General features: G+C 36.3%; 22 protein-coding genes. 4 read left to right on the top strand and 18 right to left on the bottom strand.

Annotated features, from left to right (window positions below; all coding sequences use genetic code 11):
* Window positions 1–3: 3 nt before the first annotated feature.
* From JL53_RS04345 to JL53_RS04335, 3 genes are read right to left on the bottom strand one after another with little or no spacing between them, the layout of a single operon-like run.
* Complete coding sequence (locus tag JL53_RS04345) at window positions 4–708, bottom strand: hypothetical protein (RefSeq protein ID WP_003718897.1); 705 nt, start codon at window positions 706–708, stop codon at window positions 4–6.
* Window positions 705–1394 (bottom strand): ATP-binding cassette domain-containing protein, encoded by a 690-nt coding sequence (locus JL53_RS04340; RefSeq protein WP_003718896.1) that lies wholly within the window; start codon window positions 1392–1394, stop codon window positions 705–707. Before JL53_RS04340 ends, JL53_RS04345 begins: the two co-directional genes overlap by 4 nt.
* A complete protein-coding gene (locus JL53_RS04335; protein WP_038406879.1) occupies window positions 1394–1756 on the bottom strand; it encodes a GntR family transcriptional regulator in 363 nt (120 codons plus the stop codon). The genes JL53_RS04340 and JL53_RS04335 overlap by 1 nt, the downstream gene beginning before the upstream one ends.
* Before the next feature lie 250 nt (window positions 1757–2006).
* Here JL53_RS04335 and JL53_RS04330 point away from each other — a divergent pair, with 250 nt between their 5' ends.
* Window positions 2007–2669, top strand: coding sequence for a Crp/Fnr family transcriptional regulator (locus JL53_RS04330; RefSeq protein ID WP_003718894.1), 663 nt, complete (start codon window positions 2007–2009; stop codon window positions 2667–2669).
* On the opposite strand, the gene JL53_RS04325 is transcribed toward JL53_RS04330, so the two are convergent.
* From JL53_RS04325 to rpe, 4 genes are all read right to left on the bottom strand, one after another.
* Window positions 2660–4522, bottom strand: coding sequence for a MucBP domain-containing protein (locus tag JL53_RS04325; protein WP_052010557.1), 1863 nt, complete (start codon window positions 4520–4522; stop codon window positions 2660–2662). The genes JL53_RS04330 and JL53_RS04325 overlap by 10 nt on opposite strands.
* A gap of 272 nt (window positions 4523–4794) precedes the next feature.
* On the bottom strand, window positions 4795–4950 hold the full coding sequence (locus JL53_RS15685; protein ID WP_003718891.1) for a hypothetical protein: 156 nt from the start codon (window positions 4948–4950) through the stop codon (window positions 4795–4797).
* Between the two features lie 6 nt (window positions 4951–4956).
* The gene (rpiB, locus tag JL53_RS04320; RefSeq protein WP_038406878.1) at window positions 4957–5403 is read right to left on the bottom strand and encodes a ribose 5-phosphate isomerase B; all 447 of its coding nucleotides are present in this window, start codon (window positions 5401–5403) and stop codon (window positions 4957–4959) included.
* Complete coding sequence (gene rpe, locus JL53_RS04315) at window positions 5400–6071, bottom strand: ribulose-phosphate 3-epimerase (RefSeq protein WP_038406877.1); 672 nt, start codon at window positions 6069–6071, stop codon at window positions 5400–5402. The genes rpiB and rpe overlap by 4 nt, the downstream gene beginning before the upstream one ends.
* A 212-nt stretch (window positions 6072–6283) precedes the next feature.
* Between rpe and JL53_RS04310 the strand changes: the two genes are divergently transcribed.
* On the top strand, window positions 6284–7285 hold the full coding sequence (locus tag JL53_RS04310; RefSeq protein ID WP_038406876.1) for a LacI family DNA-binding transcriptional regulator: 1002 nt from the start codon (window positions 6284–6286) through the stop codon (window positions 7283–7285).
* A 152-nt stretch (window positions 7286–7437) separates the two neighbouring features.
* Here JL53_RS04310 and JL53_RS04305 read toward each other — a convergent pair whose 3' ends face one another.
* The 6 genes from JL53_RS04305 to glmS form a co-directional block, all read right to left on the bottom strand.
* Window positions 7438–9603: a LapB repeat-containing protein gene (locus tag JL53_RS04305; RefSeq protein ID WP_038406875.1), complete on the bottom strand. Its 2166-nt coding sequence runs from the start codon at window positions 9601–9603 to the stop codon at window positions 7438–7440.
* Window positions 9604–9840: 237 nt separating this feature from the next.
* Window positions 9841–10239 carry a DUF4064 domain-containing protein gene (locus JL53_RS04300; protein WP_003718885.1) on the bottom strand — a complete coding sequence of 133 codons (399 nt, stop codon included), beginning with the start codon at window positions 10237–10239 and terminating at the stop codon, window positions 9841–9843.
* Window positions 10240–10391: 152 nt separating this feature from the next.
* Window positions 10392–10730 carry a GIY-YIG nuclease family protein gene (locus tag JL53_RS04295; RefSeq protein WP_003718884.1) on the bottom strand — a complete coding sequence of 113 codons (339 nt, stop codon included), beginning with the start codon at window positions 10728–10730 and terminating at the stop codon, window positions 10392–10394.
* 13 nt (window positions 10731–10743) lie between these two features.
* Window positions 10744–11223, bottom strand: coding sequence for a DUF6530 family protein (locus tag JL53_RS04290; protein WP_038406874.1), 480 nt, complete (start codon window positions 11221–11223; stop codon window positions 10744–10746).
* An 85-nt stretch (window positions 11224–11308) separates the two neighbouring features.
* Window positions 11309–12046, bottom strand: a complete 738-nt coding sequence (locus JL53_RS04285; protein ID WP_003718882.1) for an FAD synthetase RibC — start codon at window positions 12044–12046, stop codon at window positions 11309–11311.
* A gap of 111 nt (window positions 12047–12157) precedes the next feature.
* Window positions 12158–13963 carry a glutamine--fructose-6-phosphate transaminase (isomerizing) gene (glmS, locus tag JL53_RS04280; RefSeq protein WP_038406873.1) on the bottom strand — a complete coding sequence of 602 codons (1806 nt, stop codon included), beginning with the start codon at window positions 13961–13963 and terminating at the stop codon, window positions 12158–12160.
* A gap of 447 nt (window positions 13964–14410) precedes the next feature.
* Here glmS and JL53_RS04270 point away from each other — a divergent pair, with 447 nt between their 5' ends.
* Window positions 14411–14617 carry an LPXTG cell wall anchor domain-containing protein gene (locus tag JL53_RS04270; RefSeq protein WP_038406872.1) on the top strand — a complete coding sequence of 69 codons (207 nt, stop codon included), beginning with the start codon at window positions 14411–14413 and terminating at the stop codon, window positions 14615–14617.
* Window positions 14618–14658: 41 nt separating this feature from the next.
* Here the strand turns inward: JL53_RS04270 and JL53_RS04265 are convergent, their stop codons facing one another.
* From JL53_RS04265 to JL53_RS04255, 3 genes are all read right to left on the bottom strand, one after another.
* Window positions 14659–15390 (bottom strand): C39 family peptidase, encoded by a 732-nt coding sequence (locus JL53_RS04265; protein WP_038406870.1) that lies wholly within the window; start codon window positions 15388–15390, stop codon window positions 14659–14661.
* A 12-nt stretch (window positions 15391–15402) separates the two neighbouring features.
* A complete protein-coding gene (locus tag JL53_RS04260) occupies window positions 15403–17202 on the bottom strand; it encodes a methyl-accepting chemotaxis protein (protein ID WP_038406869.1) in 1800 nt (599 codons plus the stop codon).
* Between the two features lie 161 nt (window positions 17203–17363).
* Complete coding sequence (locus tag JL53_RS04255; protein ID WP_038406868.1) at window positions 17364–19094, bottom strand: pyruvate oxidase; 1731 nt, start codon at window positions 19092–19094, stop codon at window positions 17364–17366.
* A gap of 275 nt (window positions 19095–19369) precedes the next feature.
* On the opposite strand from JL53_RS04255, the gene JL53_RS04250 reads away from it, so the two are divergent.
* Window positions 19370–20017: a FusB/FusC family EF-G-binding protein gene (locus tag JL53_RS04250; protein WP_003718873.1), complete on the top strand. Its 648-nt coding sequence runs from the start codon at window positions 19370–19372 to the stop codon at window positions 20015–20017.
* A gap of 36 nt (window positions 20018–20053) precedes the next feature.
* Here JL53_RS04250 and JL53_RS04245 read toward each other — a convergent pair whose 3' ends face one another.
* A complete protein-coding gene (locus JL53_RS04245) occupies window positions 20054–20821 on the bottom strand; it encodes an ABC transporter permease (RefSeq protein WP_003718872.1) in 768 nt (255 codons plus the stop codon).
* A gap of 6 nt (window positions 20822–20827) precedes the next feature.
* Complete coding sequence (locus JL53_RS04240) at window positions 20828–21736, bottom strand: ABC transporter ATP-binding protein (protein ID WP_003718871.1); 909 nt, start codon at window positions 21734–21736, stop codon at window positions 20828–20830.
* Window positions 21737–21738 lie beyond the last annotated feature (2 nt).

Genomic DNA, 21738 nt, shown 5'->3' with positions numbered 1-21738 from the left:
CTTTCAGATAGTGTCGCTTTTTTTAGATTTATGATAAATATAACTTCCAGCAATAATCGCACATAAAGTCATATTCCAAACAATTGATAGTAGCGAAATCTCAAAATTACCATCTGGAAGAATCGAAATAACTCCCGCGCTATTATAAATATGCAAGTAATACTCTGCTAGTAAATTAAAAATCAGAATGCCAAACAGTAGAATAATCACACCTGCTTTTTGTACGTAACTAGCTTTCACATGGTCTTTCAACCAACTTACTGGAATCACAAAATAACAAACAAACATAAAGATAAACAAAAACATCATGCCTAATCCTGCGATAAATGACCAAACATCTCCAGTTGCAATACGGTCCGTCGTGAATCCGTAATACCAAATAAAGGCACTTTGTGTGATAATCACGGTAACTGCTGCTATATAGGCAGCAAATAGTTTTCCAAAGAACTTGGTTACTTCTGCATATCTAGAAAGAGAGACTAGTGTTATATTTTCTTTCGACGAGTCCAGCTTCGTGATTTTCCATGTCGTAATAAGAATTAATAGTAAACTCATTACCGTCGTTCCACGGATAGCTCTAAAAAGCAAATCTGGTCCTTCTAACATATTCATTGTCACCCCTACTAAATTAAGTCCTAAAACTATTGCTAGTCCGATAACTAGAATGGGGCTTATTTGTTTAAGATAAAAAGTAATCATTTTTTTCATTTGTTCATTTCCTCCTTATAAAAATCGATTAACGAATTGCCTGTTTCTTCACGGTAATTTTCTGTATCTATTGTCTTAAGGGCGCCTTCTTTAATGAGCCATAATTGGTTATAAAGTGGTTCCATTCCTTCTAAATGATGGGACGAAATAATCGTTATTCCATCTGGATCTGTCTCACTAATGATGGCTTTCATCACTTCCGACCGAGCTAATATATCAATATTTGCAAATGGTTCATCATAGAGGTAAAGTTTTACCTTCCTAGCGAGGACGCTCCCAATTTTCACTTTCATTAGCATTCCAGTAGATAGTTCCGAGAGCTTAAGTTGTTTATTTATTTTCCAAGTGGCGAGTAATTTATCCCACTTTTCTAATTGAATATCTTCAAAAAGTAAGGCATGTTGTTGCATGAAGGTTTCGATAGTAATGTTTTTTTGTGCAAATAGTTCGTTACTTAGATAGGCTATATGCTGACGGATTTCGTTGCTATGATATATTTGACCATCTAACTCGATAGTGCCATCTGTTGGTTTCTTTAAATTTGCCAAGATATTCAGTAAAGTCGTTTTCCCACTTCCATTTTCACCTGTAAGGACAATCATATCGCCAGGTTTTGCTGTAAAATTCGCATGCTGTAAAATTAATTGATTAGCATAGGATTTTGAAATATTATTTCCAACTAGCATTATTTTTCTTCCTCCTTTATTTGCATAACCCAAGCGATTATTTTTTCTTTATTTAGACCTAGTTTCAGCATTTCTGTAATAAAGTGTTCTGTTAGTTGTCTTGCTGTCTCATTTTCCAATTGATCGATTCTCCTCTTGTCCTCTGTCAGATATTTACCAGTACCGCGAATCGTGTAGATGATTCCATGTTCTTCTAATTCGGCATAGGCTCGTTGTACTGTTGTTGGGTTTACTTCTAATTTTGAAGCTAATTCTCTTACAGACAATAATTTGTCGCCCCCTTTAAAAACTTCTGTGATTATTTCTCTATGAATAAAGTGAACGATTTGTTTATAAATAGGTTTACTATCATCAAATTTCATAATTGCCTCCTTTCGTCCGTGTCACTGTATCACTTAAGTCACACTGGCTATGTATGTAATATATCAAAAGAAAATCCAGCCATTTATACATACAATATATTCAAAAAGTGATTTTACAGCTGATTTCCTGTTTTTAATGTTTAAAAGCTAGTATTTACAAGCGTTTAGTCGTAGTCACAAATCTTTCACAACTAAAATTCAAAGAAAATAGCGTATAATAAAGAAAATCCGATAGAAAAGGAGTTTGAATATGTCAACCAAACTAGATACCGTTCTTAACTATTTAAAAGAGTTTCCTGATTACTATAAATATGTCTCAAAGAAAACCTATACTATGAATGAAAAGATTATTTTAAAAGAAGAGAAATCAAAACATATTTTCTTTGTCGTGGAAGGTTTTGCTGCGGTAGAACTCGAAGATCCACTTAGAAAAACAAATTACATCTCGATTTTTGTGTTGCCGAGTAATATTTTAGGAATTGATACTTTTTCGAGCTATCCGAAAAAGCAACATAGTATTTCTGTTATGAGTAATAGGCTTGTTCTTTATAAAATTGAAGTAGAATTTTTACTAAATGTATTAGCGATGAAACCTGACGTTAATGATTTTTTATTAGCAAGTATGGCGGACGTTTTCGCGAGGCACTATGCATTACTTGCAATGATTGCTAAAACACCGAAAGAACGTATTTTGATGGCATTTCAGAACCTAGCCGCTGATATGGGGATAGAAAGCGAGAATAATGAAACGGTTATTTTGCCGGAATTTATCAATCAATCCGTGTTAGCGAGATATTGTCGCACAACACAACCGAATATTTCTAATTTGTTAACAGAATTAGTGGAAGAGGGTTTTTTAGCAAATAAAAAAAGCCCTTATCAGATTGATAAGGACTCGTTAGATTATGAATGAGTTTTTCTTCTTCTCAGTAAACTAATCGCTAGGAAAATGGCTGTGAAACCGACTACACTATAAAGAATACTACCCAATGTATTGTCGCCTGTTATTGGAAGTTTCCACTGGGAAGCACTAGTTGACTGCTCACTTTGGACAACGGTTTCTTTTATTTGGTTCGGTTGATTTGGAATGAAAGATGGAGCGGGTTTGGTTGGGTCAATCGGATTTGTTGGATCAACCGGATTTGTTGGATCAACCGGCACATCTTTCGCTTTCACCGTCACGTTAATTTCCGTTTCTGCTCCATCATACATATATTTCACAGAATAAACACCTGGTTTAGTCGTATCTACTGTACCTTCTACAGTAACCTCGTCAAAAGGTACTTCCTTTCCATCTTGATCATAGGCAGTGTCAAAATTGTCTTTCGCATTCCAATTATCTCCTACATAGATGGTAGAATCATGTGCAGTTACTTTTGTTTGATTGGTTTTATACGTATAAGTGACTGTTTGGCTGTCTGCTGTAAAACTTCCACTTGCGTTCGTCGGAAGTTTGGTTTCATCCACAATCCAACCAGAAATATCTTTAGCTGTTGTTTCATAAGGAGAATCTATTTTTCCAGTTAATGTATCTGGTTTTGCTAGCTCTGCTCCATTTTCATCCAAATATTTCACGGTTACCGGTGCCCCGTCTATTTTGTCATATACGTAGGTCACAGTCTGTGGTTCATCCGTTAGAGTTCCGATTGTGTTAGTAGGAAACTTCGATTGATCCAGTACATAGTTAGGGATGGTTAACTGATATGCTGGTCTTTTAGCGTCATAATAGTCTCCCACGTCTCCACTAATTTGTTTCGAATCATGAATAGTGGCCCCATCTTCATCGACATATTGAATCGTCACGTCTTCAGCTTGAGTTGGTAAAATCTGAATAGTTACGTATGCTTTATTTTGCGGATTGTTAAATGCTTCATCAAGCACAAAGCCAAGACTATATGTGCCTGCCTTCCAATCTGTAAACGGAATGCGCACCTCTTCTGTAAGTTCTCCATCGTAAATGACTTTCTCAGTATTTTCGTCTGTAATCGTTACGTGATGTCCAGCAAAAAGTTCTGATTCAAACATGTAAGCTGCCTTTAAATCAATATATGTTTTACTCCCTTTTTGAAATGGAGTAAAAATTGTACTATTATCCAAATTAGGAAAAAAGTAATTACCTGCTTCTATATGTCCACTATAAGGAATGTATGGTGTAGGGTAAATAAAGGTGTACGGAGAGTAAATGCTAGGAACATTATCCATGCTGTTAATTGTTACCTGATTTCCAGATACATTGACTTCATTCGTTCCTGTTCTATTCTCGTATAGGCTAAGTGGTAATTGCCCCACAAGTTGATTAGACTGCAATTGGATTGAATCGATATTTCCTAATCCATCCGGAACAGTTCCTGTAAGTTGATTGTAATCTAATCTCAGTGTATTCAAGTGTGGTAACTCGCCTAATTCAGCTGGGATAGTTCCCGTCAGATTATTGCTATACAAAAGCAAACTCTCTAAGGAAACTAAATTATTAATTTCTGGTGGTACTTCACCAGTGAGGCTTCGATTATTTAGATAAATGGATGTAATTTTAGTAAGATCCTCAAAAGTTAAGTCTACTCCTACTTTTTTAGGAGAAAGTTGTCTATTCACTTCATTAATAAGCCAAGTTTGTCCACCTAAGTCTGCTGCCATTACGATATCTGTTTTTTCATGATTTACTGTTATATTCTCGTTATCAAATGCCATAGTCGTTTGCGGATAAAAGCTAAAGCAAATCGCTACAATTAAAGTTAAATGGAATAGTTTTTTTGTTATTTTTTTCATATTGCGTAGTAACCTCCTGCAAAATTCTTGATTGACAGGTTAATAATACTACAGCGAACGTCAGAAAGTTACCCTTTCTTCAAAATTCCTGACTTACTTGTGAACAATTTGTGACTCTTATAGAAAATTTGACTGAATTAACGCATCTCAAAAAATATAAACGCTTGAAAAATCAGATTATACATCTAATTTCCCAAACGTAATTTTTATAAATAAGCTTTTTATTCTGTTTTGGTCAAAACTCCAATCATTTCCGTTTGTTTTAATATTCGTTACGTTTCGAACTTTACCTTAACTTGCAAATAGTAAATACTGCCCATAATAACTCTACCTTCTGATTTAAAAATTGTACTTTTCAAGTTACGTCCAGTCATCGATTCAATTTCATGCTTCAATGCACGAATGAGTCTTGTTACACCTTCCGTCATTGTAACTCATTCCTCCTCAGTTTCTATATCCGCAATCATTTCCACTCGTTTCGCATGACGACCGCCTTCAAATTCTGCTTCTAACCAATTTTGAGCAATCATTTTTGCTAGCTCAGCGCCAACTACTCTAGAGCCAAATGCTAAAATATTCGTATTGTTATGTTCGCGGGATAATTTAGCAGAATATGGTTCGCTACAAACAACTGCACGAATTCCTTTGACTTTGTTGGCTGCGATAGAAATTCCTACGCCTGATCCACAAATAAGTATTCCTAGGTCTGAATTTCCAGCAGCAACATCTTCTGCTACTTTTTTGCCGTATGCTGGATAATCCGTTCTTTCATTTGAATAAGCACCAAAATCTTTCACTTCATGTCCTAGTTCTTGTAAATACTCTATTATAACTGGTTTTAGTTCGATTCCAACATGGTCATTTCCAATTGCAATTTTCATTGTAATTCCTCCAATTTTTCACTTTTTAATTTCTGGATAATTTCTTGATAACTACCAGCCTTTCCAAATAACGTAGATGTGCCAAGGACGAAACCTTTTACACCCATTTTAGAAAGTTTAGCGATTTTTTTTGGAGCAATTGCCCCATCTACCATGATTTCAAAAGAATAATTCGATTTTGCCGTTAATAACTCACTAATTTTCTGATCAACATAATCGAGGTAGGCTTGCCCTGCAAAACCTGGGTTTACGGTCATCACCATGACATAATCGACAAGTGGCAATAGTTCCTTCACGGTCGCAATCGATGTTCCAGGATTAATTGCAATTCCAGCTTTTTTCCCTTTTTGTTTTATTTTATCTAGTGTTCTTGCTGGATGGATGTCTGCTTCTGGATGAATATAAATAATATCCGCTCCCATGTCGGTAAAAGTCTCTACATAATCTCCAGGATTCATAATCATTAAATGAACATCCACTAACTTCTTCGTTAATTTTCTAATCGCTTCAAAATCTTGTAATCCCATCCCAAAATTCGGTACAAATTTTCCGTCCATGATATCAATGTGAAAAATATCACTTCCCGCTTGATCTAGCACTTCTACTTCCTGCTTGAGGTTAGCAAAATCAGCGCACATCATGGAAGGACATATCAATATATCCTGCATTGTCAGTTCACTCCTTTGAGATAACGATTACTCATAATTTAAATAAAAAACCACTCTATTTTTTGAGTAATCGTTTTACCTTTTCGAGTTAAATATATCACCTTCATTTGATTATGTCAACGCTTTATTTTTCTGTTCTATTTGATAAACTTAAAAGTATGTGCGAAAATAGGGTAATAAAGAAAAACGTTTACTCATATAAGGAGGATACGATGAAAAAAACTTCCATAAAAGATATCGCGAAATTAAGCGGCGTATCGGTCGCAACCGTATCAAGGGTAATCAACAATAACGGGCGATTTTCAGAAGAAACACGAAAGAAAGTCTTAGAAGTTATTAAAGAAACCAATTACCAAATGAATTTCAGTGCTAAAAGTTTGCGAATGAATAAATCTTTCTCTGTTGGTATTTTGGTTCCTGATATTAGTAATTATTTTTTCTCCAGTGTTGTTCAACAAGTGGAAGCCATTCTTTTCGACCAAGGTTACTCTACTATTATTTGTAATACTGGACGTAATTTTGATAAAGAAATGGCCTACTTAAACATGCTAGAAAGTAAAATGGTCGACGGGCTAATTGTAATTTCTGGTGCAGATGAATTTGGATTTAAATATACCAATGCGGAAAACGGGATTCCTTATGTTTGTATTGACCGCCAACCAAAGGACAAAAACACCATTTTCATTTCTTCCAATCACTATCAAGGAGCTTTTGAAGCAACCGAATCTTTAATTCATGCTGGCGTAAAAAGCCCAGCAATATTTATGCATAGTCGGCAGTCTTCTTCTGCCAAAGAGCGTTTGAAGGGTTTTCAAGATGCTTTAAAGAAAAATAATATCGGATATGACGAAGAACTTTCTAAATTCACAGTTGATCTACAAAAAAAGGATTATCAAGAAAATATTCGTACTTTCCTACAAAATGCAGCTAGTGTTGATGGTATTTTTGCGATTAATGATAACATTGCTCTCGAGTTATTAGCGTTTTTACCAACGATTGGCAAAAAGATTCCAGTGGATATTAAAATCATTGGTTTTGATGACACGCCGCAATGTAAATATACCGTCCCTAAACTAAGTAGCGTAAAGCAAAACATACCAAAAATCGCTCAAATAACCGTTGATAATTTACTTTCAATTATTGCTAATCCTAACCAAAAAAGAAGCATAACTGAAATAGTTCCCATTGATTTAGCTTTAAGAGAGTCTGTATAAAAATATGATTGAGGTAGCAACCAAGCTCTAGCATCTTTCTGTTTCCTTTTATTGAAACAACATTATTACATGACAAATAATCCGCTTATATTTATCACAAAAAAGCAGAAATCCTCTTTCTATCATGGAGAGAATTTCTGCTTTTCTAATAATCAAATACGTTTTTTATTCCAACTAAAACTTGCAGTACCAACAAACATCAATCCAATCAGTACCCAATAAAGCTTGCTATCACCTGTTTTTGGAAGGCTGTTTCCTGAAATTTGAGTAGTGCTTTTTTCGCGTGATGCTTTGGAATCGGTTGAATTTATGGTATAGGCTACATTACTCTTTGATTCAACCGGATTGACTGGCTTCAAAGGATTATCTGGTAAATTTGGAATCACTGGAGTGTCTGATGTTTTTGGGTTCAATGGGTTAACTGGTGTTATGTTTTCCACCACATGAACAATTACCTTTGTCGAGACTGATCCTGTTGCATTAGTGGAAGTCAGTATCACTTCATAGTCATCTGCGACTGCTAAATCTACTACTTGATTGAAGTCACTCGTTATCGTTGCGTCTCTTTCAGTTGTAGCAGATACATCATTGAAAAATTCCGCTTCATTTTTGGCTATTCCTTTATCATATGTTACTTCTGGACTCGCTGTGATAGTTGGTAAAACTGGTACTGCAACAACATGAACAATAACTTTCGTTGTTACAGCACCCACTGCATTGGTAGAAGTCAGTGTTACTTCATAATCCCCTGGGATATCTAAGTCAACAACTTGATCAAAATTACTCGTTATCGTTGCGTCTCTTTCAGTTGTAGCAGATACATCATTGAAAAATTCCGCTTCATTTTTTACAGTTCCTTTATCATATGTTATTTCTGAATCCGCGGTAATGAACGGTAATGTTGGCGCCGCTACAACATGAACGGTTATTATTCCTTGTGACTCCTTATGTTTGTTGGAACTCCAAATAGAGACACGGTAATCTCCCACTGTATTCATCCTTACCTTACTTTCAAAATTCGAATTGATTTCCGCATTAGCATCTGTGTCAGCGGAAACATCTGACAAAAATGTTGCTTCATCTTTTAGTGTATTGACAGTATAAGTTATCTCTGAATCAAAAGTAAGTTCAGGTGCTAAATAATCAATTGGTTGATTTACCGTCCCAGAGAACTTTCCACTATTATTAAATGTGTAAGAAACCTTCATTGGATCAGCAGTTAAATCATCCCAAGTTACATTGGGCGCTGTATAAGTCCCTTTATTATCGATTTGTTTTGGCGCTAGTAAATCACCATTTATATCAAAAAGTTTATTTTCTACCGTAACAGCATTCTCTTTTGTTTCAATAGTTGGCAATGTAATTACCTGCTTTGTTACATCGTAAGTAGATAGATTTCGGTGCGCATTTCTGTATGTCATTAATGGTCGAATATCGCTTATATGATTACCTGCAAAGTACACATATTTCAAGCTAGTTGAAGTACAAGTATTAAAAAATGATAAATCCGTAATATCATTATCTCCCATTTCCAATGACCTTAAACTCGATAAAGAATTAATTATTTCTAAATCCTTTTTCACAAAATGATTCGACCTCGCTTCAAGTGTTGTTAATTTTTGCATCGAATTTAAAGATGTTAAATCTTCTATCGTATTCGCACCAAGGAAAAGTGAGGTAAGGTTGGTTAGTGAATTTAATGCACAAATATCACTAATTTCATTATTATAAATGTCCAAATTTTCTAAGTTTGTAAGTCCTTTAAGCGGGGTGACATCGACAATATTATTTCCCTCTAAATCAAGCCTCTTTAATTTTGTTAAATTGGCAAGTGGACTTATGTCAACAATACTATTCCCATCAAAAGCTCCTAAATTTAACGTTTCTAAATTAATTAATCCCTTTAGTGGCTCTAAATCAACGATATTATTATTTCCATCAAAATCTACATAAATGAGATTAGTAAGATTAGCTAATGGACTCAAGTCTGTCACACTGCAATAAGTGAAATCAATGGTTGTTAAATTTTCCATATATTCAAGACCAGCAATATCACTAATGCCCGATGAATCGCATTGAAGTACCTTGATGCTATCTAAATCAGTCTTTGTAACAATATCCGTGGGTTGTTTTCCGCTTAAGACTGCTATTCGTTTTGCTAAATTTTGATCCGGAAAAATTTCAGCATATGTTTTACCTTCTGGAAAATTTTCTGCTTTTACCATGATTTGTGTTTTAGTTTTTTCCTCTGCTGATGCTATGACACTAGGCATACATAAAGAGAAACTTAACATAATCAAGCTAATTTTTTTAAGCATGATATCTACCACTCCTTTCATTCTATTTCCAAATTATACATCACTAGAAAACAAAATATTTCCGCATCTAACACTATTTCTCCATAGAACTGTGTCTAAAAAGTCACCTAGCTATTAATTAAAACTTTAGATATGATGTTTTTCCTATCGGGGACAAATTCATACAAAAAAAGACTGTAAGCAAAATGCTTTCACATTCGCTTACAGCCTTTTTATGTCTTCTTTAAAACTAATTCCTTAAAAAGCCGCTGGTACTTTTCTTGCTAGGCACATAATACCTGCAATAATTGCAAGAATACCCGGGACAACCCATAGGAAGCCAATTAAGAAGAAACCTACCACGCCAAAAATAAGCGTTAAAATCCCAAATACTTTAGCATTTTTCTTAATAAGGAATGCAAAAATAAATAATGCAATCCCAATAACAAGTGCTAAAACAGCAAAAACAACGACTAGTCCACCAGCGCTAGCTAATGCATCTACATCTGTGTCGTATAAACCAGCTTCCGAAGTTAATTCAGGTGAACTAAATACTGCAGACATAATTCCACCGCCAATTATTCCTGTAATCCCAGCAATTACACCAGTAATCCCCGCTATTAAAGTTAGAACGAATTCTGTTTTTCTTGGATTCATTTTTCCAACCTCCCTTTTTAAAATAATTCAAATTTCATTATATCATTATTCTCATTGGAGAAATATAGATATTTTGTGTATTTTTCGAAAAATTGACTATACTTATGCGTACTACAAAAAAGACTATGAACTAACCTAGCCTTTTCATCATGCTAACCATTTACTTTTTCCAACCATAAACTCAATAATATATCATTTTCTTGTTTGATATCTTCTTTTGTCATTTCTGGCTTAATATCTACTTTTTCTAGTATTTCAAAATCAATTGATTCTATCCCGAATTGTTTGGCTTCTTTTGCCATTTCAGGTGGTAACATGTTCCCGGCACCAATTTTCACTCCAAATGCTAGCTTGTTTGCTATTCCTTTTAAATCCATTGTGTTGTCAATCAAGGATTTCCCGCTTTCTCGGCTGATGAAACGATATACACCTGCGTCTGGTGCTTTGTCTTTGTAAGCACGGATAAGTTCTTTGCGGTTATCTTTATTCATTTTATCACGTCCCTTAATAGCCGGCTTCTTGTAAAAGTTTGCTAAGTGTGCGGAGGCGTTCACTAAGAAGCTCGTCGTCATTTTTTAATGCTTGTTCAAATAGTGCGATGTCCTCATTAATATATTCATTATCTTCGCAAACAGCGATTGTCATTGCATCCCCTTGTAAACCAATCCGATCGAGTGTTGGATTTTCTTTATCATAAAAATCAGGTAAACGGTATGCATCTTTAAAATGTACTTTTGTTCTAGCAATTAAGATAGCAAGGTCAAGTACGCGATGTAGTGGTAATTCCTCCGATTGTCTCGACCATTTATCACCAGTATGACGCCAAACTTTAGCTGAAATATCTACTTTTCCACGATCATTCCACTGTGCAAGTCCAAGTGAGAGTCCTTTTGCATCAGAATGATAAGCACTCTTGCCATCCACTTCTTCGTAATTTTCAACAACCATAACTGGTTTATGTTTTAAGGTAGTTGGAATCTTCATTAGATTTCTCCTTTTAAAATTTAGTAATTTACTAAATTAGTATATTACTAAATTTATAAAAAGTAAAGAACAAGCTTTCCTATTTCTAGGAAAGCTTGTTTATCATATGAATTTGGTGAACTCCATCTGGCATATCTAGCTGAATAGTTCGTGCATTGGTGATATATACTATTCCAATATCGGTCTGGTATTTTCCCGTAGCTGGAAGAACATAATCGTCCAATCCAATCATTTCACCATTTTCAACAGTTCCAGTAATATACCAAAGATGTCCAAGCAACTCTTCCGCTTCTTGAAAATGGCCCCGCCGAATAAATGCACGGATATTGGTGGAACTAATTTTTGTTTGGTTCGTTTGGATAACTGGGACCGAGATGACACCAATATTACGAGGAACACAAAGGTCCCGTAGCAATTCGACATCCGAGTCTCGCCCTTTTCCAAAGTTAAATTCGGAACCAACAATAATATGTGATAAGTTTAATTGACTCAAATGACTCTCTACAAATTGCTCTGGTGTAGTTTCTGCATACTTTGGTGTAAAAGCAGTTTCGATAAGATGGTTTACTCCAAAATGTGCTAGCCAACGTTCTTTTTCCATTCGTGGCGTTAACATTTCACGGTATATTTCGATTTGTTTTAAGGCCCAGAGTGGATGCGGGCTAAAACTAATGGCGGTTAAGATTTCCTGTTCTCTTTTTATGGATAATGCTTTATTTAAAATTGTTTGGTGCCCAATATGTACCCCATCAAATTTGCCGATTGTTAAAACAGATGGGCGGCTATCTTTACTCGGTTCGAGTGTTACATGTGATACTTCCATTGGCTTACTTCCCCCATTCTTATTTAGTTTATAGCAAAACAGGGGGATGGTGCAAACTTATTGATTTATACTAAAAAAGACCTCCTCCAAATGGGAGAAGGTCTCAAAATTTTATTCTACTGTTACACTTTTTGCTAAGTTTCTTGGTTTATCCACATCGCAATCGCGGTGAAGTGCTGCATAATAGGCTAAAAGCTGGCACGGGATAACACTAGCTAGTGGTGTTAGCAACGGATGCACTTGCGGAATGATGAATCGATCACCCGGTTGCGCGACATTTTCCATTGCGAAGACACAAGTATTTGCACCACGAGCCAGGACTTCATTAACATTGCCACGAATATTCCAGTTAATGGACTCTTGCGTAATAAGAGCTAAAACAGGAGTTCCATCTTCAATAAGCGCGATCGTTCCATGTTTTAGTTCCCCACTAGCAAAACCTTCTGCTTGAATATAAGAAATTTCTTTTAATTTGAGTGCAGCTTCCATCGCTACGAAATAATCAATATGACGACCTAAGAAGAAAGCATTACGAGAAGTTGCTAAAAATTCCCCTGCAATATGTTCAATCACTTCCTTGCTTGACACCATTGCTTCCATTGCATTAGCAACAATTCCAAGTTCAGCAGCTAAGTTAATGGTTTTGGCTTCTTCTTTACCAATCGCACGTCCGAGTGATACAGCTAAAACAGCTAATACCGAAATTTGCGCAGTATAAGCTTTGGTGGAAGCAACTGCAATTTCTGGTCCAGCATGTAGATACATCGAGTGATCTGCTTCACGGTCAAGCGTAGAACCAGGAACATTCGTTAAGGTTAATGTTCGGTAGCCTAAGTCTTTCACTTTTACTAGACATTGACGGCTATCTGCTGTTTCGCCACTTTGAGTAATAAAAATAAATAATGGTTTTTTAGACATTAGTGGCAAATTATAGCCAAATTCACTTGAAACGTGAACTTCTACAGGGATTTCCGCCATTTTTTCGATTAAGTTTTTTCCAACTAATCCAGCATGATAACTTGTGCCACATGCAATAATATGAATGCGATCAGACGCTAAAATTTCATCAATAATCGTTTGGTTTACATTGATTTCGCTCGCTTCGTTCTGGTACGCTTGGATGATTTTTCGAGTTACAGCTGGTTGTTCGTCAATTTCTTTTAACATGTAGTGAGGATAAGTCCCTTTTTCGATATCCGATGCGTCTAGTTCAGCAGTGTAGCTCGCACGAACGACTTCTTCTCCAGCCAATGTTTCTAAACGGAAATTATCCTTTGTTAAAATAACTAATTCTTTATCCATAATTTCAACAAATTGATCTGTTTGTTTTAAAACGGCCATTGCATCACTAGCGATTACATTGAACCCCTTACCTTTTCCGATTAATAATGGGCTTTTGTTTTTTGCTGCGTAAAGTGTTTCGCTGTCTGTTTGATCAATTAAACAAATAGCATAGGAACCATGAAGTAATGATAATGCTTTTTTAAATGCTTCTTTAGTGGAAAGTTCCTCCGCAAATAATTCAATCAATCGTACAATTACTTCTGTATCCGTATCGCTAATAAATACATGATTTTTAAGAAATTCTTCTTTTAACAGTGTATAGTTTTCGATAACGCCATTATGAACAATCGTAAAACGACCTGATTTACTTTGATGTGGATGCGCATTTTCATGGTTGGGTTTACCGTGAGTTGCCCAGCGTGTATGGCCAATCCCTGTAGTACCAAATGCATCACTTGGTACTAAGCTAGCAAGGTCCGCAATCCGTCCTTTTTCTTTTACTACTGTAACAATTTCTTTATTTTGTAACGCAATACCGGCTGAATCATAGCCACGATATTCTAATTTTTCAAGTCCTTCTAGTAAAATGTTCTTTGCATTATTTTCTCCAATATATCCAACGATTCCACACATAATAAATTCCTCCAATAATTAACTTCGGGCAGACTTATCCAATTTCAAGCCCTCTTTATTTTTTTGGTTTCCTTGGAGGGTAGAGCGCATGTTTCTTTACTACTCTGTCCATCTGGTCACCCAAATGATTTGTAAGTAAGACTTAACGACTGCATGCACAGCCGGGAGACTCCCGCCGAAACTTCGATTAATCTCCTCCTCGTCAACTGACCCGTTACTTTTAGGAATTTCACCTAGAAAGTAATTTCGCTCCGATCAGTTCTGGCGCTTCTATTCAGTTGTACTTATCCTCCTTATTCGCTTTTCAAGGAAACAAATTCATTTTACAACAATATGTATACTAGGTCAAGCATTATACAAAGCCATTTACTCGAAATTGGTCTATACATTGACAAAAAATAACAAATGACTAATAATATAGATAAGATTCAAAAAGGAGTGTGCGGAATGGTTTTTTCTAAAAAATGGTTGTCGAGCATCATACTTATTTTTTCTTTTGGCATTGCTACATTCCATATTAGTTCGGTATGTGCAATGGAAAATAGCTCAACAGTACTTCCAACCACAGGGGATGCATTTTCGATTTGGCCGATAATTATTGGTGTTTTCTTAGTTCTATTGGCCATCGTATTATTTGTTAAGAAAAAGATGTAAAAAAGCCGTTTGAGAGCAGCAAATGCTTTCAAACGGTTTTTTTATGGCTGGCTTAGATAAATAGCTTGCTTACCCATTGCATTCCAACCTTCTTCTAAGATACTTCTTTTTACAGTACGGTTTTTATGACCATACGGATCGTTAATATAGAAATTTTCTTTGTCGTAACCAGTAATGACTACACTATGCATGGAATAAGTGATTTTCTTTTTACCCTCTTTGGTCATCACCGTTTGCCAGTTTTTGGGGGCTTGATAGTCTGTTGTCGTAATAATCCATACTGGCGCACCGGTGCTAAGTACGGTAATCACATCTTTCAGCTCACTACCTGTAATGTCATGAACGTGGGATTGGTCAATATACTGGGTTGCTAATTTGGCAATTGGTGCGTGATTTACACCTAGACCCGGACTATTCGCACCACTAATACTCCCAACAAATGCTTTATCTGGATTACCATGTTTTCCATGTTGCTCGATGGGTGTAGTTGGTAATCCTTTAGCAAGTTCATTTTTGGTAACATTTTTACCAGCAAACTGTAAAATCATTGCTAAACTAGCGACTTCACATCCGTTGAAAAGTGCTGGCGCATCCATTTGATTAACTAGCGGCACATCTAATTGGACGTTGAATGGCTCATGGTCTAATTTGTAGACTACTTTAGCACTTTCTAGTTTGACGCTTGGTGAGTAAAAGTTATATTTGGTATTTAGAAGGGAAAAGCTAAAGATACATGTCGAAATGACTAATAGCGATTTTATCCAAATTCGCATTTTTATTAATTCCTAGACGTTCTCCGCTAGGATAGGTTCTCCGCCATCTTCATTTCCCGCTTCTTCCTCTTCTACTGTTTCTTCTTCACTAACTTCCGTATTAAAATTAGCGACATACCCTTCTAATGAACCTGATATTTTTTGCATTTCTTCGGAGATTACGACTAACTCGTCTACTTTCATTTTGTTTACTTCTGCAAATTCAAGCGCAGCGGTTGATTTTTCACCGATTTGGTTGGAAATTTCGGTTACATCGCTAATAGATGTATTTACTTCTTCAATTCCAGCAGCCATTTCTTCGGTTTCTTGTGATACATTTTGCATTTGTAAGGAAATATCGTTTACTCGATTTAACAGATCAGAAAATGTTGCTTCTGTTTCAGAAATGATTTTTTGACCAGCTTCGGATTCGGAAAGACCAGTATTCATGACTTCAATTGTTGTTTTCGATTCAGTTTGGATTTTTTTAAGTACAGTATTAATGTCGACTACAGCAAGGCGTGATTGTTCGGCTAATTTACGAACTTCTTCCGCTACAACAGCAAAACCCCGACCATGTTCACCTGCACGTGCAGATTCGATGGCTGCATTTAGTGCTAGTAAATTGGTTTGGTCTGCGATATTCGTAACTGTATCTAATGCTTTTTCCACTTCGCCAACCCGATTTACTAACTGGGAAACGACGTCAGTACTTGAGCGCATTACACCACTAATACGATCCATTTGTGATACTAAATTATTGATAACAGCAATTCCATCATTGGTTTTTTCAGCAGAGTCTTTCGTTAAATCGGAAACCTTCAAGGCATACTCGGCCACGTTTTGAACGCCACCAGTCATTTGGTCCATTGCTTCGGTACTTTCTTTCATGCTACCAATTTGCGTTTGGATTTGTTCGCCCATCATTTTCATTTCAATATCCATTTCTGTTGTCATCGCAGAAATAATTTCCGAACTGATAATTACGTTATCGCTAGAAGCTTTTACATCTGTAGAAGCTTTTTTCACGTCTTCTATCATTAAACGTAGATTTTCGCTCATTTCGTTAAGGTCGTTGGTAATATCCCCTAACTCATCTCTACCATTGTATGTGCTTCGGTAAGATAGGTCTCCACTCGAAACTTTATGTACAGCTGTTTGTAAGTGACGAATTCCTTTTAAAATTACTTTTGTGATATAAGCATTGAAAATAAATAAGGAAATTAACATTGCGACAATCACAGCTGTGAAAATCAAGCTGATTTTTACTCCGAAGTCGGAAATAGCTTGGGATGATTTTTCTACTTCTTCATAATTCATATCATTTAAAACGCTTAATTGTTTTGTAGCATCATCAAATTTTGTTTTGACATTTTGGTAATAACGGTTTTGTGCACCTAATAGTTCTGCATCGTCTAAAGCGCTTGATGTATCGCTAATGACGGAAGATGCGGCGGATTTCATATCAGCTAGTTTTTCTTCAAAATAAGCTAACTGTTTTTTATCTTCTGCTGTTAAATTGGCTTTTTTGAACGCATGGAGCGCTTCGTCGTTTGCTGCATAAAGAGAATCAATATCTTTAATCAGTGTTGCTTTGCCGTTGATTGTATCGAACATGGTCAGGATGTCGATATTGATTTGTGCCATGTTTGTTTGGATTGTTGCAATTTCTCGCATCGGCGCCACGTTATTATCGACCATATTATCTGAAAGGTCTGCTACATGACGAAAACCAAGGAAACTAGTTGCCCCAAGTCCAATTAACATGATGGTAGTTATAACAATATTGATGCTTAATTTTGTTTTTAATTTACGATTTTTAATTAAATTCACCCATTCCACACTCCTATTCTCTAATTCTACTTTATTATCTCATATTTTTTAAAAAAACTCCATATTTTATTGTAAAATAATTAGTTTTAATAAAAAATATAAATGAGAAATGGAGAATATCTGCGTGAAATGGGTGGTAAAGTTGTTTTTTTATTAATTTTTTATAAAAATCTACGTAAAATTGTTTTTAGCGGTGGCATTTTAGCAAAACGGTGATCTTCTATAATTGACCCGATTTCAAATTTGGTGTAGCCAAGTGCTTCGTCCATAATGATTTTTCCTGGTAGTGGCGCGGCTGAACTATCTACGGAAACATCTATGATTACTGGTTTAGTTGCGAGTTTTGCGCTTTCAAAAGCATTTTCTAGGTCGGCCATTTTTTCTACTCGGAAACCGATGCCGCCACAGCTTTCTGCAAATTTTGCGTAATTGATATCTGGTAAGTCAATTGCATAATTTAATTCTCCGGCTGATTGTTGTTCGTATTTAATGAAAGAAAGCTCTTGGTTATTTAAAACTACGACAATCATGGGCATTTTTTGTCCGACTGCGGTTACGAAGTCTTGCATTACCATCGAAAAACCTCCGTCTCCTACGATGGCGATAGCTTGGCGGTCTGGAAAAGCTTTTTTCGCAGCAATTGCTCCTGGCAAACCGCAACCCATCGTGCCTAACCAAGCAGAAACAAGGAAATCATTTTGTGGGGTTAAATGTAAATAACGTGTACTCCAAACAGTAGCTGTTCCGACATCAATGGAGAAAATAGCGTCTTTCTCGGCGATTTTCTGAATGTTCGCCATCACAACTTCTGGCGCGATTGGATCAGTTGTTTTACTTGTATCTTCTTCTAGCCATTTCCACCATTCTTGCATGTTTTCTTGGCAAGCTTGGAGGAATTTGCGTTCTGTTACAGGAGCAATTTTTGCTGTTAAATTAGAAATGATTTCTGCTGCGTCACCAACTAATCCCACAGTCACTGGATAGCGTTTGCTAATTCTGGAAGGATCAATGTCGATTTGAATACAATTTGCTTTTTTAGGTAAATAATTGCTGTACGGATAATCATTTCCAAACATTAAAAGTAAATCGGTTTCCTGCATGGCTTCATAGGCAGGTTTCGTTCCGATTTTGCCAAGGTTTCCAAGTGCATTTAAGTGATCATCTGGAATAATGGTTTTGGCTGGTAAGGAGTTAATGATTGGGATTTTAGCTTTTTCCGCAAATGCTAAAAGTTCTGCTCCAGCATGCTTTGTTCCAAGCCCTGCTAAAATAACTGGTTTTTCCGCTTTATCGATTAATGCGATGGCTTCTTGAAGGTCCATTTCATCGAGTTTCGGATTTTTTTGTTCGAATTTTACTGGTTTTGCTTCTAGGTTCGCTTTGATTGTTTGCGCAGGAATGTCATTTGGAATCGTGAGAACGGCAACCCCTTTTTCTTTATAAGCAGTACGAATGGCTTCATCGACGACATCTGCAAGGGTTTCAGCATTATCAATTTGTTTATTATAAACTGCTACATCTTCAAAAATTGCTGGTAAATTTACTTCTTGAAAAAAACCGGTATTTAGAACATCTGTTGTAACTTGCCCAGCCAGGACGAGCATTGGTACATGGTCCATTTTGGCATCATACATACCATTTAACATATGAATCGCACCAGGTCCGCCGATAGATAATGCGACACCAATTTTTCCGGTTAGTTTAGAGTAAGCGGCAGCGGCTAAAGTGGCTACTTCCTCATGACGAACGTGAATAAACTCAATTTCTTCTTGCTCTTCTCTTAAAGCATCAACTACCGTATCAATCGAGTCACCCGGCAATCCGTATACATGGTCGATACCCCAATTTTTTAATGTTTGTACGAGTGTTTCACTTGCTTTTACTTTTGACATTGCTATTTCTCCTCCCATAAAACTTTTCTATTTTGTGTAATAGTTTTCGTTTACCCTATTTTGTGAAAAATATTCATGACCGAGCATTGACGAAGAATTCGAAAGTGCTTATAATGAAGGCAAGGTGGTGATCAAACAGATGCATTTAAAATTGCACTGCTCTGTACTTTCTAACAATGGCTTTTGGATTGCCTAGAAAGTAAGAGTGAAAAAAATAGACTCTTCAATCCCGAAGCTAGTTTAACCCAAATTAAACTATTAAAGGAGATTTACTAATGAAAGAGTTTATAGAACCTTACCAATATAATTTTATTAAAAATCAATTAAACAATGTTTCTCGCGCATACCGTTCCGCAAATGATACTTCGACGCTTAAGGCTTTGAAGTCATTAACGGAGGAGAAAATCAATCAAATTTTTTCGCAAGCTGAATTAGAAGAGCATCAGGATTTATTTATCCAAATGCATGCGATTACTACTACGAAAGAAGCTGAGCCATTTCTTGAAGAATTGAAGGCATTTGTTATTCCATTTGTATCGCCTAGTGATGCGAAACTTAAAAAGGTATTTGCCAAAACAAAGAAATTAAAAATACCTACGTGGTCAAAACTTAATTTGCGCGATTACACGTTTTATGGTTGGAATGATATTGCTCAACAGCGGAAATATATCATTACTTATAACGATGGAAACTTGGTTGGTGTAGAAGGAACCATTTCTGCTGATATCCAAAAAGGCGTCTGCTCTATTTGTCATTCCCACTCGAAAGTCTCGCTTTTCATGGCAAAAACAAAATCTTCGGGCGATGGAATCTATACGACAAATGGAAATTATATTTGTTATGATAGCAATGTATGTAATGAGCAAATAAAAGCTCGGGAAACTTTAGATGAATTTATTGCGGTTGTTCGGAAACGAAAATAAAAAAAGAGGCCGGGACTTATCTCCCGCCTCTTTTTGTTAGATTTTTTTATAAACAAACATTCCACCAATATAAGAAACAATCAATATCGCAAACATCCAACCAAGCGCTAACCAGATATCATTTGAAAGTGGTGCGGATGTAAACAAGTCACGCAAGGATTGGATAATTGGCGTCATTGGCTGGTTTTCAGCGAATATCCGGACAACCTTTGCCATCCCTTCCACTGGAACGAATGCTGAGCTGACAAACAAGAGCATCAAGATAATGTAAGAAAATGCTCCTGCTCCTTCAACGCTCCCAGCCATTAAGCCAAATGGTACAGATAGCCAAGTGAGCATGAAGGCAAACAAAACGAGCAATAATACAATCAAGCTCCATTCACCAAAATTCGCATCCGTTCTAAAACCAATTACCCACGCCACAATCAAAACAGCTAAACAAGAGATTAACATAAAAATAACGGATGCAACTACGTGTCCACCTATTACTGCTGATTTAGCAATTGGCATTGATTTAAAGCGTTCAAACATACCGGCTGTTTTATCTAAATTAATTCGAAGTGCTGTATAAGCGGATCCTGTTGCAATCGTCATCAAGAGAATTCCTGGGACGATGTAGTCGATATAATCTTGCTGTGACAAGCCTTCAATCTTCACCGACCCACCAAAAATATAAACCATTCCAAGCATTAACATAATCGGCATTGCAACAACTGTAATCATCGTGTCCAAACTGCGGATGTTATGTTTAATAATCCGCCCTGCCAGTGCAAAAATATCCTGAAAATATTCTTTTATCATCATTCTAATTCACCCTTTCGTTAACGCGATAAATACGTCATCAAGCGTTGGACGAATAGTCTCAAAGTCTTGTGGCTCAAGCTGATTCAAAGATAATTCTTTCAAAATGTCTAAAGTCGTTTTTATTTCCTCCACAAGCTCTACTGATAAAATTACATCGCTTAGTTGTTTTGGATTAAATGCTCTGAGTACTTCTTTTGCTTTTTCGATGTCTGTTGGAGCGAATGTAAGCATCAGACTGTTTTCCCCAGCTAAACGCTTCATTTCTTTTGGCGTGCCTGTCGCAATAATTTCACCATTTTTCAAGAAACCAATCGTGTCGGCCAATTTATCTGCTTCTTCTAAATATTGCGTCGTTAGAAAAATCGTTTTTCCCTTGTTTTTGAGTTTTTGAATAACTTCCCATAATTCGAAACGGCTGCTTGGATCAAGGCCAGTAGTTGGTTCATCTAAAAAAAGTATTTCTGCATCCCCAACCAAACTCATAGCTAAGTCAAGGCGGCGTTTCATTCCACCTGAATAGGCAGAGACAGACTTGTCTTTACTATCTAATAAGCCAAATTGTTCTAAAAGTGAAAGTGCGACTTCTTTTGGCCGTTTCTCGTGGCGGAGTTTTCCGATTAACAGTAAATTTTCATATCCAGTCAGCACCTCGTCTACACTAGCCTGTTGCGCATTGTAACTAAATAAACGCTGTACTGCTTTGGTATTTTTTTGGACGGATAAATTTTTGATTGTTACTTCTCCGCCATCACTTGAGAGTAAGCCAGTGATAATTTTAAGCAGTGTGCTCTTTCCTGCTCCATTTGCACCTAGTAAAGCGTAAATCTTTCCGGTTTCCACTTGTATGGTGACTTGCTTTAAAACTTCTTGCTTTTTAAAATTCTTTTTGACTTGCTGAATATCAATGATAGCCATGA

Origin of the sequence: Listeria ivanovii subsp. londoniensis, assembly GCF_000763495.1 — a bacterium.
Taxonomy (GTDB): domain Bacteria; phylum Bacillota; class Bacilli; order Lactobacillales; family Listeriaceae; genus Listeria; species Listeria londoniensis.
This window is presented reverse-complemented; position numbering and strand designations above follow the sequence as displayed.